A 15,702-nucleotide genomic window follows, 5' to 3' on the forward strand; every position below is an offset into this window, starting at 1 on the left:
ACATGACCTATCCTAAACCTTGGAGTCCACTCTATAGCAACTAAAAAGTTTTATTTTTTCTTTCCCATAATTTTTCTACTTTATCTGGTGTCATCTCGCCTGCCTTAAATTTCGCGATATGATCGTCATAGGTTTCGATTTTATAAGCCAGTAATTCTCTGACATCTTGGATTTCAGCCATTTTCTGATCCAGCTCTTCCAATTGATCGGACAAAATTTGTTTTTGAGCTTCTTCAACACTTTCTTTTCCCCGCAATTGCGCCAGCTGTGCAAATTCAATCAGGGATTCAACCGATAACCCGGCACCGCGCAAGCTCTTCGCCAAATAAATCCAATTTAAATCATTGGTCGTATACTCCCGATAACCGCTGGCATTTCTGCCGACTGGCGGTATGACTCCGACCCGTTCGTAATAACGTAACGTATCCACGGATAAATCAAACATTTCTGCTGCTTTTTTAATGTTCATCGATCCTGCCTCCTCGTCTATATAAATCATCATAAACCATGGAGTGAACTCTAAGGCAAGAAACTTTGCTCAAAAAATATTGGGAATAATCTACAAAAATAGCCGAAACCTGAGTACTCAAGGTTTCGGCTATTTTGCTGTATTTGTATTATCTATTTTTTTACTTTAATTGAGCAAAAATATAGTTCCCATAAATTGAGAGAAACGGATCAATCTCTCCCACTTTTGAGAAATCAATAAAGGTTTGGCCTTTGTATAATTTTTCCAATGTAAAAAAACCGTTTTTTTCCTTCTTAGAAAGCAATTTTAGCCCTTCACTAATCGAGTCATTGACTTCTAGACCTAGATCGGCCGCAAATAATAGAAAGCGAAAAATGCTATAGAAGTAGCGAAATGGATAAGTTAATTTTTGATACTTCTTCTCCTCTAAAAAAAGCTGATGTTGATAGAAATAATCAATTCCTCTTTGAATAGCGGCTTTTACTTTAGACTTTAGAGCTTCATCTTTTGTCGACGCTAAAAATGATCGCAGGCCTTCAAGAACACAGATGGTTGAATGTGGATCGCCCTCATTTTGATCATACCAAGTAAAACCGCCATCCGATTTTTGTTTTTGTAAAATCGAGGCAACAAGCGGCTCCAGTTTTTCATATTCAGGAAGAAAATAGCTAGCATAATTTAGAATCATCCCATCCACACAGATATCACTCTTCATATCCGATTTCGCTAAGTTCAAACCACCCTCTGGCAACTGGCATTCTTCAAACATACTATACAAAATATTTCTACAAGCAGAAGTATCCGGGGAAACTCCGCAATCTTTTAATTGCAACAACGTGTAATGGGTCGAAGTCCATTTAGGTTGATAGTAATACTTTCCCCAATGACCATCAGATTTTTGTTGAGACAACAAGTACTTTCCGTACCCTTCTAGAGTGATTCGCTTTTGAAGTTCAACATCAGGATGCTGCTTCAAATATTTTGTATACAAATATTGAATACTGATATCTTGATCAGACACCCACGTAGAAAAATTATCCATTTCGCCAAGCTCCTCTCCTGCTTAAACATCATTTCTTTTATTATCTCAAATTGAGCGCGATAAAAGCCATAATAGTTCTGCTATTAATTTCTATATATTCCAATTCGCCAAAACGTCATGCAGACGTTCTTATGCTAGACTAATAATCAAAGCCGACCTCCCCGTTTTGGAGGTCTCACTATTTATTGAATCAATGAGGTGAACAGAATGGGAATGCAAGTAAGCTTTTTCGTCGAAGATCAGCCCGGCGGCGGTTATTTTGAGAAAGTACAAGCGAGTTTTTTTGAGGAAGAGGAAAAAATCGAGAGCTATTATCCGAAAGAAAACCTTGATGAAATCCTTGATGCCGCACTATTACGGATCTTACGCAATGTATTCGATACATTAGAAAAGATCGGTGAGGTCGAAGATTATCTGCAATTTTTAGATTTCAAGATTGAGAATATCTATGACTCCGCCTTTGTCAGCAAACATTTTCTTCTATATAAAAACCCTGAAGTTGAAAAACTGCTGGATCATGTATTGATGGAAGTTGCTGACCCGCTATCCGAAGGTTATTTCGAATCAATGATCGATTATTTAGAAACGAATATCGATGATGAAGTATTTGTCGACTTCCGTTTAAACGGAGAAGAATTATTGCTGGAGGTTCAAAGCCAAGGGAAAAAAGTCAGTCAGATCGAACCCTTAAAACAATTAGTGATCGACTACGACGAATCCTTTGACCGCGTGGCGACAGAATTTTTGGAGAGTTTCATTTGATTTCAGGCATTAAAAATAAGCCTTCTGACATCCGAAAACAGGTTGTCAGAAAGCTTTTTCTAATTGATTTCATATGTTTTTCTGGCTGCTAACTATTTAGCGTCTCGTACCATTTTTGCACCGCTTCTCCATGCCTGACCAACTTTTTCACCAATCGCATAATACCCATTTTGGAATTGATCAAATGCAAAAGCATTCAATTTAGTAGGATCAATCTCGCCTTTTTCGTTCAGCACTTCTTCATCAGCCAGGACATTGAGCACTTCACCGATTACCCGATATCCGAATTCGTCATCTTGAATTTTTACAACCTTGCACTCCAATGTGAGCGGGAATTCCTCTACCACCGGAGCATCTACCTTGTCGCTCTTTACAGCATGCAATCCGCTGCGTTCGAATTTATCGACGATCTTATTTCCCGAAACCATTCCAAAAAAATCGGCTTCTTCCAGATGCGGAATATCTGCAATGCTAAGGGTAAACGCGCCTCTTTGCCGAATGTTCTCTGCCGTTTTATGGGTTTTCGTAATATTGAGCGCGACCATGTTCTCCCCGCACATCCCACCCCAAGCCATATTCATTACATTTACAACGTCGTCCTCACCATAAGTGGAAATCATCAAAACAGGCATAGGAAACAGATACGGGTGTACGCCAAGTTCTTTTTTCATACCAAAACTCCTCCTTATAAAATCGTTCTAGACATCGTTCATCTATATTGTTATGGTATTAACAAACTAGATGATAATCAAGTACCGATATTTTTGTAAGTAACTTACCCAGAAGAAAGCAAGGTGTTTATATGAGTAACAAATGTATTCGTGATGCCAAGTTCGAAGAAACAGGTTTCAGCTATACAATGTCGCTGATCGAAGGCAAATACAAGATGACTATCCTGTATTGTTTAGAGGAATATACTGTTGTCCGTTTCAATGAGCTTCAGCGCTATCTCAAAATTATTTCAGATAAAACACTGAGCCAAAAGTTAAAAGAATTACAAGCCGATGGATTAATCAAAAAAGTCATCTACCCACAAATCCCGCCTAAAGTAGAGTACTCCCTAACAGAACGGGGAAAATCGCTTATGGGTGTGTTGGATCAAATGTGTATCTGGGGCGAGAATAATCGGGTGGAATCTTTATAAAAAAAGTTTTCGATCATGACGATTTGATTTCTTCGTCTTTATACTATTTGTTAATGATAACTAAGCTTTTTTATAACCAATAATATATATATTTCTTTTCAATTAATTATAATAAACAATAACTAGTGTTTGATTTTCTAATTTTCTATCGACATGCTATGCTTAATATGTATTAAAGTTCGGGCCCGTTCTTGATACCATTAAACCTAAAAGGAGCATATATCATGCCAAAATGGACTGCTAGATTGACCGTTATTAATACTACGAATCAAGACTTAAAATTGGCTAGTAAATACATTTACAATGGAAATTCAATCGTATCCTTTCCAGAAATCATCCCTGCAAAAAATGAAGGCGTTTACGAAATATTTACTCCATCAGGGAAACCCTTAGGTCCTGAATTCAAGATCAGCTTAGTCGCGCAAGGAACAGACAAACAGAATTCATTGGGCTCTTTTGAATTCCATGTAGATATTCCTTATTGGTCTTCTAGAAATACTCTTCAATACCATTGCAATCGCGATTTGACTTGCCAAGTATCCCCTAGCACCATCTATGACAGTGATCATAATTACAATGGGGAAGTAAAAATCGGTGCTCGTGTGACCAATGACGCGGAAAATAAAAAAATACTCAGTGAAAAAGTTAGTTCATAAATAAAACGAAAGAGTGCTGCGGCACTCTTTTTTGCATGATTTCTGTCTTTCATTTAAGCCAGACATTTATACTACTCGGATTCACCCGCAACCTCTTGGGGTAAAAGTTCTGCTGGGCAATACCAAGTCAGACAGTTGATCGATCCTCCTAACGTGGAAAGTTCGCTGACATCCACTGAATGAATCGTCTTTTCAGTATATTTTGACACCGTATCGATGATTTGCTGATCTGATTTAAGACCATATTTCGGTACATAGATATCGTTTTCGGTTTCCATCATATTGATATAGAGACCCTTGGCTGATGGGATCGTTTCATCGTATTGGCCTTCTGCTTGATAATTGGATGGCAGATCTATGATTTTTATTTCAGGCGCGGCCTGTTTGATTTGCTGCCTCACCGTCTCCTTGCCTTCAAAATCACCGATAAATAGGACATTGGATTGAATAAAATGAACCTGACCATCCGCATGGCCCAATACATCATCAGGCTCTTCCTCTATCAAAATGACTTTGTCGACGTTCAATAATTCCTTGAGTTTATTGACTAATGACTCTTGGCTGTACTCAGGATTATCCTTCAAAATCCGCTTGGTAATAATCACCGTTTTCTTCCCATTGTAAATAAAGTTTCCGCCATCTAACACGATATCAGATTGTTCATAGTCAAACTCGTTTTCCTTAAGCCAATCTTGAAAACGGGCTTGGATCTTTTTACTTTGTTTCTTAGGAAGATAATCAGGCGAGTAATTGAATTTCACCAACCGGTCAGTGACTACTGGGGCAACATCCCTGATCCAGATATCCCCATAACCAATTTTGGTGCTGTTCATATCTTTTCTGAATTGCTTTATATCCTTCATAAATGGTTTGTAGTACGTATCCATGCGATCTGGATAACCGGTAAAAATCGTTTCCCGAGTATTGGCGCAGCCTGTAATTGGAAAAAATAGACCACCCATAAAAAACAGTGTCAGTATTTTTTTCATCTTGGAACACTCCTCTCATTTCGTAGCTAGTATACATGCCCTTTTAGTTATAATAATTAATAAAAAATATAACCCCGCCGCGACAATAGAAACTGCCTCTTGACAGGTTTCGAATATATTTTATTTAAATTATTTATATAAAAATCTCCGAGAACAATTATTCGCTTTTAAAAAAAGAAAGTAGTAGAATCAATTTAACTTATTAAAAGTAAGTGTTTTACGAAGAGTTGAGGAGGTCATTCATCGTGAAAAAAATCGGCTTTTTGAGTTTTGGTCATTGGATGGACCAAGGGTCAATTGTTAAAACAGCAAAAGATTCGTATTTGCAATCGATTGAGTTAGCGGTCGAAGCAGAAAAGATCGGGATCGACGGCGCCTATTACCGCGTGCATCATTTTGCGGATCAAATTGGTTCCCCATTCCCATTACTTTCAGCGATCGGCGCAAAAACCAGCAAGATCGAGATCGGGACTGGTTTGATCGATATGCGTTACGAAAATCCTTATATGATGGCGGAAAATGCTGGTCTGACAGATATTATTACTCAAGGAAGAGTGCAGTTGGGCGTGGGCCGTGGTTCACCCGAACAAGTACTAGATGGCTGGAAATATTTTGGCTATGACTACAGCGAGGATGAAATCAAAGATATCACTCGTGAACGGACATTGGAATTCTTGAAACTGATCGAAGGCGGACGTTTCGCTGAACAAAATCCGCAACCAATGTTTCCGCAAGCACCTGGGAAACTACGTTTGGAACCCTATTCAGAAGGATTGCGTCAACGTATCTGGTGGGGAGCTGGTTCAACCCAAACAGCGGTCTGGGCGGCTCAACATGGAATGAACTTGCAGTCATCGACTTTGGTGAACTACGAAACGAACGAACCGTTCCATGTCCAACAAGCGAAACAATTACGCGCCTATAAAGAAGCGTGGAAGGAAGCCGGTCACGACTTCGAACCGCGGACTTTGGTAACCCGTTCGATCCAACCAATCACTTCCGACTTGGATCGTCAATTGTTCGGGCATCAAGGCGACGATGCCAACTACGATCAAGTTGGTTTCCTAGCATATCATCAAAACCCAACGATCTTCGGCAAAACCTTTGCCGGCGAACCAGATAAGATCGTCAAAGAATTAGCGGAAGACGAAGCAATCAAAGAAGCGGATACCGTATTAGTCACGATTCCGAATACTTTGGGTGTAGAGTACAATATGCATCTACTTGAAAGCATCGTAAAAGATGTCGCCCCTGATTTGGGCTGGAGATAGATACTAGAAGAATCAAGCTAACCTGCACACAGGTTAGCTTTTCTTTTTGACCGCTCCGGATTATTTCCCACGAATAATATGATAGAATTTATAAAAAATAGCAGATTTGAATCGAAGGGTCGTGGAAAAATGGGGACTGAACAACTCGTTACTGACAGATTGATTTTGCGGAAGTTGACTGTCAATGACAGCCGCCAGATGTTCAACAATTGGGCGTCTGATCCGGCAGCGACAAAATACCTGCCTTGGAAACCGTATCAAAAGCTGGAAGACGTTTCTGCTTATTTGAAAACTATCGAACATGAGTATCAGACTAACGATACTTTTTGCTGGGGAATTGAGCTTAAGGGGTCGCGACAATTGATCGGTTCAATTTCTGTCGTGGACGATTATAAAGAGATCCAGACAATGGCGATCGGGTATGTAATTGGACAAAATTGGTGGCATCAAGGCTACACTTCTGAAGCATTATCAGCCATAATCGATTTTTTATTCGAGACAACATCGGTTAATCGACTGGAAGCTTTCCATGATGCTGAAAATAAAAACTCTGGATTGGTTTTGACTAAATGCGGCTTTGTTTTTGAAGGGGTGCTTAGACAAAGAGGCAAAAATAATCGCGGCGTCGTTGATCAATGCATCTACTCTCTTCTTCGTCAGTAACGAAAAGAAGCTGATCTGAGAAAAATCAGATCAGCTTCTTTTTTAGTTTATTTTACAATTGAAACATAACCCGTGCTTACGGTATTCGCTACTTTATAGTATCGATCTGGATAATCCTCATCATCCATGATAAATACAGCAAGAGCCATATCAGTATGGCCAGACATGATGATATTCATATAGTGCCCACCTTTTGTATAGTCATTCGCTCGGCCAGCTTCTCGTTCATTTTCAATGTATTGATTGAACATCTGCTGAGCAATTAACTGCGCAAGGAGTGCAGAGTTGCCATTGACCGCGGATTTCTCAATGTATACATAAGTATTATTTTCGCTAAAGAATCCCATCTTTTGAGAACCCACTTCCCGCTCTACCACATAGGTTCCATCACTAGCCAAATTACTTGGACGGGTATGAGAGAATTTATACATGACTTCGACTGCCCGTTCCGCAATTTCGCGATAAGCCGCTTCATCCTTGGTATTGCTGACTAGTTTCTCTTTATATTTGGTCTGTTCTTCCTGAACTAGTCTCTCAAAATGCTTCGCTACTTCTTTTGAAAACTCAACATTGACCAAGTTATCCGCCTGTTCCACGGTCACTCTGGTATTGTCGGTTACTATCTGTTCCTTGATTGTTTTGAGTTCAGCATCATCCGCGGATTTGATTGCTTCAATGATTGGATCTACGATTTTTTTATAGGTAACAGTCGTCGTATACGTCGTGATTGTATCACCATTCGATAATCTTTCGACCGTCTTCACCGGTTGCGATTCGGAAACTTTTTCATAGCCTGTCAGATCAGTTAATTCTTTTCCTGACTGATCAACGTTTTTAACTACTTCTTCATCTTTGTTCACTATTTTGTGGTATGTCATTGTTGTCGTATACGTCGTGATTGTGTCGCCATTCGCTAAGGTTTCGATCGTCTTTTCTGGCACTGATTCGGCGATCTTGAAATAGCCGTCTAAATTAGTCAGGACATTGCCGACTTCATCGATGTTGTTGATCACCTTCTCATCTTTGTTCACTATTTTGTGATACGTTACTGTTGTCGTATACGTCGTGATCGTGTCGCCATTCGGTAATGTTTCAATCGTCTTTTCTGGGGCTGATTCGTTGATTTTGAAATAGCCTTCTAAATTAGTCAAAGGATTTCCGGCTTCATCGACATTGTTGATCACTTCTTTATCTTTGTTCACTATTTTGTGGTACGTCACTGTTGTCGTATATGTCGTGATTGTATCGCCGTTTGGTAGTATTTCGACCGTCTTTTCTGGTGCTGATTCAGAGACTTTCACATAGCCAGTGGTATCAGTTATTGTATTTCCTTCGTCATCCATCAGAATTGTGACATGCATATCCACATTAGCAGGAATATGCGGCAACTTATTTTTAACCTCTGTGGCTGTACCGTTTGCTTTATCGACATGCTGATTGGTATCCGCTGCGGAATCTTCTGCCTGTTTTCCTTCTGTTTCGACAGTTTTCGCCTCATCTGTAACTCCTTGAATGAGCTGATCTAACTCAGCAATACGATTGTCGAGAGCTTGGATTTTATTTGCTAAACTGCTAATCTGCTTCTCCAATGCAGTGATGCGATCATTGTATTGAGACAGCTCTGCTTGAATTTTTTTCGCTTCATCACTAGTTGCTGCGGTTGATGACTGAGGCAAATTGGCTAATTCTTGTTGTGCTGCTGTTAGAGTGAGCTGCGCCTGTCCAATTGCGCGCTCAATCGATGCTTTTTCAGCGACACCAGAATTCAACGTGGCCTCTGCCGTGCTATAAGCGGCTTGTGCAGTATTAACGCTTTGCTGTGCAGCGGCTACTTGTGCTCCGTACGCATTCAACTCTCCTTGCGCTGCGGCAAGCTGTTGGTTCAATTGTTCCAGCTGTGCTTGGATGGTCACATCACTTCCTGCTTGGCTCTGCAAAGTGGATATCTGTGCGCTGACATCATTCACCCGATGCTGCGCGGTTGCTTGATTTGCACTCGCTGAATTGATTGCTGTTTGCGCTGTCGTTAATACAGTTTGTGCGGATTGTTGAGCTGTTGCAGCATATCTTGCACAGTCACCTTTGGAATCACTTGAGACAAATAGGCAGCAATCGTTTGAAGTTCCTCACCTATTTGTTCCTCCATAACGCCAGGCACACCATAAATAAAATATAACCCATTCTGCGTATTCTTCGTTATTCTCGTTCGAAAATCTGGGCCTTTGATAATACTTGAAACAACCCCAGTTTGATCCGATAGATGCATATCTTCAAGCATCAATGATTGTTCCTTTTTTGATATTCCTTGGTACGTGAAAGGCTCATTTGCCACATCAATCACTAAAGAGCCTTCAAACATGCTGTCGCCTGGTAAACCAATCACACGTTTGACAAACATCCCTTCTTCCTTATCAATTGAAAAAGCAACAATGTCGTAACGTTGAACCTGACTTTTTTTCTTTACTAGAACTTGATCCTCTTCGGTCAACGTTGGGATCATGGAAGTGCCTGAAATCGTATGAACACTATAGTGCTTTTGTAATTGCCCTCTCATAACAAGCAGCATCGTTACAGATAAAATGATTAGAAGTACGACAGTTAAGAGTAATGTTCTCCTATCATTCGGCGGATCCTCAGCGTGACCATAGCGCTTATTTGCCATGAGTGATGGCACCCCTTTATTTTGCTTTAATATACGTAACTAGATCGGATTTCGCTAAGTTTGCATCAATAACCCGATAGGAAATCACAGTACCTCCATAAACATTGCCTTCAGAGATCAAGATTCCCTCTGGTCGAACGACCTCAACAAAGGCAACATGTCCATAACGCGGATCTGATCCTGCTGTACCCGGTGTGAAGGATATCAACCAGCCCGCCTTTGGCTCACGACTGATTTCATAGCCTAATGCTTTCCCTTTTGTTCCCCATTCACCGCCGTTGCCCATAAAGTCATCCACGCTCTTTCCTAACTGTTTAACTCGGTTAAAGGCGTACCATGTACATTGTCCAACTGGATACAAGCCAGAGGTGTTGTAATTGACCCCGTTATAATCTGGGTAACGCATCAAGGAACGATATTCTTCTGGAATCTCTTCTTTTCCTTTAACAAAGACTCCTGAAGACTGGTCAATCTTCACTTGATCGTATTGCGTCAAGTTATAGACCGCAATGATCGAATTTAATTTTCTATCATAAGAAGTATCTGTGGCGTAGGTTCCAGTCAATGCATGCGTTGACCGCAAATAATTTTTAGCTGTGGACCGCCATGTTTTTTGATAGTAGCCATCATTACCGGAAATTCCTCCACGCAGTAATTGAACATAATCCCCAAGTGAGGCTGCATAATTTGGATACTTGCGGAAGGAAGAGTTAATGGAATACAGCTCGCCATTTCCACGATCTTCTTGAGTCGCCATCGAAACAGCCTGCCCTTGATAAGTTCCTTTCACCCCGAAAAGGTTATAGTTTGGCGGCAATGATAAACCGCTGCTTCCCGAACCACTTTCCAGCAACGCTTGTGCGATCATCACTGAAGCAAAGACATCATATTCTTGACCCAATTTACGCGCGTCTTCCGCAATTTTTGAAATAAAGTTCTTTGACCCTTCGTTTTCAGTAAAATTAATCGAGGCAGGATATTCCGCTAAAATCGTTTGACCATACTCTGTCAGGGTAACGTTAGGCAACGCTTGAACCAATAGATCTTCCTCTATATCCATCGGCTGAAGAACGACTTGCCGCTGCTTTTCTTTTTTGTCTAGTTCTTTCTCTTCTTTATCTAAACTCTTATCAGCCTTTTTAGCTTCATCATCTTCCTTAGTTTCTGCTTCTGTTGATTCTGATGAAACATCTGTTTCCACATCATCCACAGTCAAATAGTAATCTTTACCGACATATACACCGACGATTTCAAGCTGATCCTTTTTTTTCTGATAGAGTACGCTGCCGACACTGATTTCTTCTTTCGGTTTCTCGGGCGTTCCTGTGATCTCAGCCGCAAAAAGATCGCTATAAAGTTTAGCCGCTAATTGTTCTACATTGAAGTCTTGTTCTTGTTCAATTCCAAGCTTTTTGATACCGTCGTAAATCAAAGCCGCATGGGCTTTATTTTCAAAGCTTGAAAGCAGCGGCAACTCGAAACCCTTCAGATCTGATTGTGCAACTTCAGTAGTTTTTAAATCACTTGGCAGCTGCAAGGTACTCGTTTCTGAAAAAGCATCTGGTGTTGTTTGATTAATAGCCGCACTAGCCTCAACCTTGGGATCACTTGGTGCCGGCGGTGTAGGTGTACTCTGTGCTGGATTTTGAACTGAACCTGGTGCTGGTGTAGACGGAGCTGGCGTACTTGGTTGCGGTTGCTCCTGGTCAGAACTTGGCTGCGTCGAAGAACTGTTCGTTGTTCCCGTTGCCCCTCCACTAGTTGAACTGGTAGTACTCCCCGGCGTACTGCTAGAAGTAGAAGTTTCACTTGTAGAAGTACTTGGTTTGGTAGTGCTAGATGTTTGACTCGTTGAAGTCTCACTGCTTGAATTTGATGATTCTTTTGTTGAACTATCGCTTGTTGAACTTTCACTCTTCGGTGGCTCAACTGTGCTGCTCCCTGCTGGTACTTCCGTTACCGATTCCTTCGGCGTATTCGCCACTGGCGGTTGCACCGTCGGAGTTTCTGCCGCAGTGGATGGTTCCGCTGATGGAGCATCTGGCACAGGAGCTTCAGGAGCCGCTGATGGTTCTATTGGTGTTTCTGGTGTGGGCGTGACAGGTTCCGGAGCAGTTGGCTCAGCAACTGAACTTTCTGGTACCGTTGTCTCTACGACAGAAGATTCTTGCAGTAATTCATCTGCTTTCAATGCCCCGCTGCGCAGGCTAGCTACTCCCCAACAAAATACTGCTACCCCGCAAATTACCATAACAATCTTTTTCATGAATATTTCCCCTTCTTTCTATCTTGGATCAAGCAAAGTATTAAAAAATACTAGGGGCAACCAATGACTTGAAAAAAAATCAAGGATGCTGACAACAATCCGCATCCTTGATTCATTCTTCGATAATGATGCATCCATCACTTAAAAATTATCCAATGAATGCTGATCATTCTTCGCCGCTCATTGCTAAAATTTATAAGTAGCATCTGATAAGTCACAATATTTCACTGACTCACGGCTTTTTGGCTTCTCACAATAAGGAGAGACGCTAATCAACATGATCGATGACTGATACCCATCAACCTTCTACATGTTGTCAGTAATAAAATTACAATGACCGGATTTCTTATGTATTTTTGTTTTTTTATGAATCGTTTATGATAATTTTGCTCATTGCAAATGATCGTTACTTAACCTCTTTACAACAACCGCAGAAAAATCTAGAAACACCTTCATTGCGCGCACCATTGGTTACACATATTATTTTACCTGCATTTATAAGGAATGTCCCAGCCATTTTTAAAATATAAAATTTAATTTTTGGATAAAAATAAGCATTGACGCTATTTGTATCCGCTTCCAAATTTGCCGTTGCCTAAGTCTAGCTGATTCCACAATTATTAAGAGTGATAATATCAGAAAAATTCTTTTTTTGTTTTTTTTATTCACTTTTTGGATAATTACTTTTAAAGTGTTGAGCCTGCAAAAAAAAGGAAACATCGGCTATAAAGGCCGATGTTTCTGTCAATGAACAATACTATTTTCTTTTTTGGTTCGTAATTTCTGAACTGTGGAATGTTCCTGTAAAATCTCGGCTAATTCCAGTAGATTCTTGATACACAGATCTGCGCCCTGTTGGTAGAAAATTTCGGCCGTTTGTTGGTTTAGAAGCTCCATTTCTTCTTTTGAAAGCTGTTTGTATTCTTCCAAAGATAACCCCATCACTGAACTGCCTTCTGTCACTGCGATGCTCAGAACACCCGCATTTTTACCTTCTTGAATATCAGAAATGGTATCTCCAACTTTGATGACCTCTTCCATCGAGTGATTTTGAAAGTAACGCATATTATCAAAAATCATAAAGGGATACGGCCGTCCTAATGAATCTACATCATCTGGTGTAACAACATAATCTGGATGGTAGCCCTCTACTTTGGCAGTTTCAAAAACAACGGCCATCATATCCTTGGTATAGCCAGTTGTTGAACCAATATTATAGCCCAGCTGCTTGATCTTTTTCATTGCTTGTTTGGTTTCCGGCTTAAGGTGACTGTTTTCTGCTAGATCCGCAAACAAGTATTTTTCAAAATCTTGATAGATACCTAATACATCCGCTTCAACTGAAGGTCGGCCATACAGATTAAACCATTGCCTTTTAACTTTATCAAGTGCAAGCAGTTGCTTGATATGATCGATTTTAAGCATCCCCATCGGCTTTCGAATTTCCTCATACGTAAGCTCAATGTTTTTATTCTCAAAAGCCTTCTTAAACGCTGCGACGGGAGCCATACAACCAAAGTCGACAGTCGTTCCCGCCCAATCTAAAATTATCGTATTAACTGACATTCGCTACCTCCGTATATTTCTCAATGACTTCGACTAACTGATCGATATCTGCTGGATAAATATCACCGATATTTCCAATTCGAAAACAATCAACCGTACTGATTTTTCCCGGATAGATTACAAAACCATTTTGTTTTAGATGATGATAAAACGTGTCGAAATCAAATGCTAATTGCTCTGGGTAAAGGAAAGAAGTAATAAATGGCCCCTGATGCTGCTTGATAAATGGCTGGAACCCTAATTCTGCCATTTTTTGCCGCAACAGCCGATTATTGGTCAAATACCTCACATAACGCTGGTAGATGCCACCTTCTTTATCCAATTCCTTCAATGCTTGATGAAAAGCTAAGACTATATGCGTTGGTGAGGTAAAACGCCACTTCCCATCTTTTTCCATCGTTTCATATTGATCATAAAGATCTAATGAGACAGTTCGTGCAAAATCTCGACGTTTCTCCAGCTGATCCCGTTTCGCCAAAGTAAAGGAGAACCCGGGAACTCCCTGGATACACTTGTTCGAACTTGATATCAGAAAATCAATCGATAACGCGGAAACATCGATCGGAATGCCGCCAAAACTAGACATTGCGTCAACAATAAATAGTAGTTCATTATCCTTGACCAGCTTAGCGATCTCATCTAATTCGTTTAAAATACCTGAAGTCGTTTCACTGTGAACCATTGCGATAGCAGTAATTGATGAATCATTCTCAAGAATTTCCGCTACATCTGCTGCCCGTGGAATCTCATCCTCAGCAACTTCATAGACCGTGTAAGTTAAGTTATGCCGCTCACTCATACTGACTATTCGACGGCCGTACGCTCCATTCACACAAATCAGTATATGATCCTCCGGTCCGAGCATTGAACTCAAAACAGCTTCAACACCAAATGATCCACTGCCTTGCATCAAAATCGTTGTATATTCTGCATCCGATACTCCTGCTAAAGACAACAATTCTTGTCGAATCTCTTGGGTAATGGTTTTGTATTCCTGATCCCATGTACAATGGTCAACCATCATCGCCTGTTTAACTGATTTGGTCGTTGTCAACGGTCCAGGTGTTAATAATTTATAGTCCATACTGCACTCCTTAATCAACCAATTTTTGATGCTTCTCAAGTAATTCTGCTGTTAATTCATCCGGGAATACTTTCTGATCCTTCGCTACTTGTTCTGTATCGACTGTTTCTCCCTCATACAATGCACTAGGATAAATTTTTAATAGATCTTCCCGTCCTTTTTCTAAGATCAGATTCACCATTTTTTCTGCTTCTGGGTTAGTCTTTTCACCCTTATCAATCACAGCCAGTGATTCTGTCAATGTGTAAGTCTCTTCTGAAGGTTCAATAAAATCAATCGGCAGTCCGTCCTGTTTATCTTTGACTGCCTGATGTCGTAGTCCAAAACCAATTGCTACTTCGCCTAAACGAACCTTTTTCAATGGACCGGAGCCAGAGCTTTCCAAATGATCACCGGCATTCTTATAAATTCCTTGTAGAATCGTTTTTGCTTCGTCTTGCCCATAGTTATCAACTAATGCTTGGAACAGCAGCCACGCTGTAGAAGATTGTTTAATATCTGAGATCGACAAAGCATCCTTATATTTCGGATCGGCTAAATCTTTTAAACTCGTTGGAACCGACAATTTCATTTCCTTCATTACATCGGTATTGTAAAAAATCGTCCCTTCTTGAACCGTGAAAGGTGCGGCATAGTCTGGTATTTTCGTCAATGGATCGACAGACAAATCCAACTTTTTGAACATCTTATCTTTTTTCTGAGCACTATTTAAATAGAAGGTGCTCATCGTCACTAAGTCGGCTTCAATGTCTTTTCCCTCTGCCAGAAGTTTGCCGCCTAACTCAGAAGTTCCAAAGGATTGCAGTGTGTATTTCCCTTTATATCCATTTTTATCCAAGACATTTTTAATCACTTCAACTGGTTCTTCGTCAGCATTGGTATAAATCGTAACCTTCTCATTCGCCGCGCTGCCCTTGCTGCAGCCACCTAATAATAGAAGGAACAGCAGACCCCCAATTACCGTGATTAATTTCTTTTTGTTCATTCATCATTCTCCTTTTTCATATTAATGTACTTATTTTTCCACGGAAAAATTACTCTGATTTTCAAGCCGTATACCATTCCTCTATACTCTTTTTCTCCTAATAGAGGGGACTTTGGCATTTAGTACCTTTTTTGGCTGTCTAA

At 40.4% G+C, this 15,702-nt stretch carries 15 protein-coding genes; 5 read left to right on the forward strand and 10 right to left on the reverse strand.

Annotated elements, in window-relative coordinates; translation table 11 throughout:
• Positions 1–40: 40 nt before the first annotated feature.
• Both PGP85_RS11710 and PGP85_RS11715 read right to left on the reverse strand, forming a co-directional pair.
• On the reverse strand, positions 41–469 hold the full coding sequence (locus tag PGP85_RS11710; protein WP_270327631.1) for a MerR family transcriptional regulator: 429 nt from the start codon (positions 467–469) through the stop codon (positions 41–43).
• Positions 470–629: 160 nt separating this feature from the next.
• The gene (locus PGP85_RS11715; RefSeq protein WP_270327633.1) at positions 630–1,511 is read right to left on the reverse strand and encodes a prenyltransferase/squalene oxidase repeat-containing protein; all 882 of its coding nucleotides are present in this window, start codon (positions 1,509–1,511) and stop codon (positions 630–632) included.
• Positions 1,512–1,718: 207 nt separating this feature from the next.
• Between PGP85_RS11715 and PGP85_RS11720 the strand changes: the two genes are divergently transcribed.
• Complete coding sequence (locus tag PGP85_RS11720; protein WP_010741263.1) at positions 1,719–2,273, forward strand: hypothetical protein; 555 nt, start codon at positions 1,719–1,721, stop codon at positions 2,271–2,273.
• 92 nt (positions 2,274–2,365) lie between these two features.
• Here PGP85_RS11720 and PGP85_RS11725 read toward each other — a convergent pair whose 3' ends face one another.
• Positions 2,366–2,944: a flavin reductase family protein gene (locus tag PGP85_RS11725; RefSeq protein WP_270327635.1), complete on the reverse strand. Its 579-nt coding sequence runs from the start codon at positions 2,942–2,944 to the stop codon at positions 2,366–2,368.
• Between the two features lie 131 nt (positions 2,945–3,075).
• Here PGP85_RS11725 and PGP85_RS11730 point away from each other — a divergent pair, with 131 nt between their 5' ends.
• Together PGP85_RS11730 and PGP85_RS11735 are read left to right on the forward strand one after the other, a co-directional pair.
• The gene (locus tag PGP85_RS11730) at positions 3,076–3,417 is read left to right on the forward strand and encodes a winged helix-turn-helix transcriptional regulator (RefSeq protein ID WP_010741265.1); all 342 of its coding nucleotides are present in this window, start codon (positions 3,076–3,078) and stop codon (positions 3,415–3,417) included.
• A 224-nt stretch (positions 3,418–3,641) separates the two neighbouring features.
• On the forward strand, positions 3,642–4,073 hold the full coding sequence (locus tag PGP85_RS11735; RefSeq protein ID WP_010741266.1) for a hypothetical protein: 432 nt from the start codon (positions 3,642–3,644) through the stop codon (positions 4,071–4,073).
• A gap of 71 nt (positions 4,074–4,144) precedes the next feature.
• On the opposite strand, the gene PGP85_RS11740 is transcribed toward PGP85_RS11735, so the two are convergent.
• Positions 4,145–5,062 (reverse strand): agmatine deiminase family protein, encoded by a 918-nt coding sequence (locus tag PGP85_RS11740; RefSeq protein WP_270327637.1) that lies wholly within the window; start codon positions 5,060–5,062, stop codon positions 4,145–4,147.
• A gap of 245 nt (positions 5,063–5,307) precedes the next feature.
• Between PGP85_RS11740 and PGP85_RS11745 the strand changes: the two genes are divergently transcribed.
• Both PGP85_RS11745 and PGP85_RS11750 read left to right on the forward strand, forming a co-directional pair.
• A complete protein-coding gene (locus tag PGP85_RS11745; protein WP_270327639.1) occupies positions 5,308–6,333 on the forward strand; it encodes an LLM class flavin-dependent oxidoreductase in 1,026 nt (341 codons plus the stop codon).
• 129 nt (positions 6,334–6,462) lie between these two features.
• Positions 6,463–6,996, forward strand: a complete 534-nt coding sequence (locus PGP85_RS11750; RefSeq protein ID WP_270327641.1) for a GNAT family N-acetyltransferase — start codon at positions 6,463–6,465, stop codon at positions 6,994–6,996.
• A gap of 47 nt (positions 6,997–7,043) precedes the next feature.
• Here PGP85_RS11750 and PGP85_RS11755 read toward each other — a convergent pair whose 3' ends face one another.
• From PGP85_RS11755 to PGP85_RS11780, 6 genes are all read right to left on the reverse strand, one after another.
• Positions 7,044–8,909 (reverse strand): hypothetical protein, encoded by a 1,866-nt coding sequence (locus PGP85_RS11755; protein WP_270327642.1) that lies wholly within the window; start codon positions 8,907–8,909, stop codon positions 7,044–7,046.
• A gap of 113 nt (positions 8,910–9,022) precedes the next feature.
• A complete protein-coding gene (lepB, locus tag PGP85_RS11760) occupies positions 9,023–9,658 on the reverse strand; it encodes a signal peptidase I (RefSeq protein ID WP_270327644.1) in 636 nt (211 codons plus the stop codon).
• Between the two features lie 16 nt (positions 9,659–9,674).
• Positions 9,675–11,924 carry a glucosaminidase domain-containing protein gene (locus tag PGP85_RS11765; protein ID WP_270327647.1) on the reverse strand — a complete coding sequence of 750 codons (2,250 nt, stop codon included), beginning with the start codon at positions 11,922–11,924 and terminating at the stop codon, positions 9,675–9,677.
• A 744-nt stretch (positions 11,925–12,668) separates the two neighbouring features.
• Complete coding sequence (phnX, locus tag PGP85_RS11770) at positions 12,669–13,490, reverse strand: phosphonoacetaldehyde hydrolase (protein WP_010741323.1); 822 nt, start codon at positions 13,488–13,490, stop codon at positions 12,669–12,671.
• Positions 13,480–14,574, reverse strand: coding sequence for a 2-aminoethylphosphonate--pyruvate transaminase (gene phnW / locus PGP85_RS11775; protein WP_010741324.1), 1,095 nt, complete (start codon positions 14,572–14,574; stop codon positions 13,480–13,482). Before phnW ends, phnX begins: the two co-directional genes overlap by 11 nt.
• A 10-nt stretch (positions 14,575–14,584) precedes the next feature.
• Positions 14,585–15,559: an extracellular solute-binding protein gene (locus PGP85_RS11780; RefSeq protein WP_270327650.1), complete on the reverse strand. Its 975-nt coding sequence runs from the start codon at positions 15,557–15,559 to the stop codon at positions 14,585–14,587.
• Positions 15,560–15,702: the final 143 nt, after the last annotated feature.

The sequence above is a fragment of the Enterococcus malodoratus genome (assembly GCF_027659535.1).
In the GTDB taxonomy this organism is placed as follows: Bacteria; Bacillota; Bacilli; order Lactobacillales; family Enterococcaceae; genus Enterococcus_A; species Enterococcus_A malodoratus.

Coding starts and splice junctions, on each gene's coding strand:
- PGP85_RS11710 (WP_270327631.1), bottom strand. CDS start 469: ATGAACATTAAAAAAGCAGCAGAAATGTTTGATTTATCCGTGGATACG.
- PGP85_RS11715 (WP_270327633.1), bottom strand. CDS start 1,511: ATGGATAATTTTTCTACGTGGGTGTCTGATCAAGATATCAGTATTCAA.
- PGP85_RS11720 (WP_010741263.1), top strand. CDS start 1,719: ATGGGAATGCAAGTAAGCTTTTTCGTCGAAGATCAGCCCGGCGGCGGT.
- PGP85_RS11725 (WP_270327635.1), bottom strand. CDS start 2,944: ATGAAAAAAGAACTTGGCGTACACCCGTATCTGTTTCCTATGCCTGTT.
- PGP85_RS11730 (WP_010741265.1), top strand. CDS start 3,076: ATGAGTAACAAATGTATTCGTGATGCCAAGTTCGAAGAAACAGGTTTC.
- PGP85_RS11735 (WP_010741266.1), top strand. CDS start 3,642: ATGCCAAAATGGACTGCTAGATTGACCGTTATTAATACTACGAATCAA.
- PGP85_RS11740 (WP_270327637.1), bottom strand. CDS start 5,062: ATGAAAAAAATACTGACACTGTTTTTTATGGGTGGTCTATTTTTTCCA.
- PGP85_RS11750 (WP_270327641.1), top strand. CDS start 6,463: ATGGGGACTGAACAACTCGTTACTGACAGATTGATTTTGCGGAAGTTG.
- lepB (WP_270327644.1), bottom strand. CDS start 9,658: ATGGCAAATAAGCGCTATGGTCACGCTGAGGATCCGCCGAATGATAGG.
- PGP85_RS11765 (WP_270327647.1), bottom strand. CDS start 11,924: ATGAAAAAGATTGTTATGGTAATTTGCGGGGTAGCAGTATTTTGTTGG.
- phnX (WP_010741323.1), bottom strand. CDS start 13,490: ATGTCAGTTAATACGATAATTTTAGATTGGGCGGGAACGACTGTCGAC.
- phnW (WP_010741324.1), bottom strand. CDS start 14,574: ATGGACTATAAATTATTAACACCTGGACCGTTGACAACGACCAAATCA.
- PGP85_RS11780 (WP_270327650.1), bottom strand. CDS start 15,559: ATGAACAAAAAGAAATTAATCACGGTAATTGGGGGTCTGCTGTTCCTT.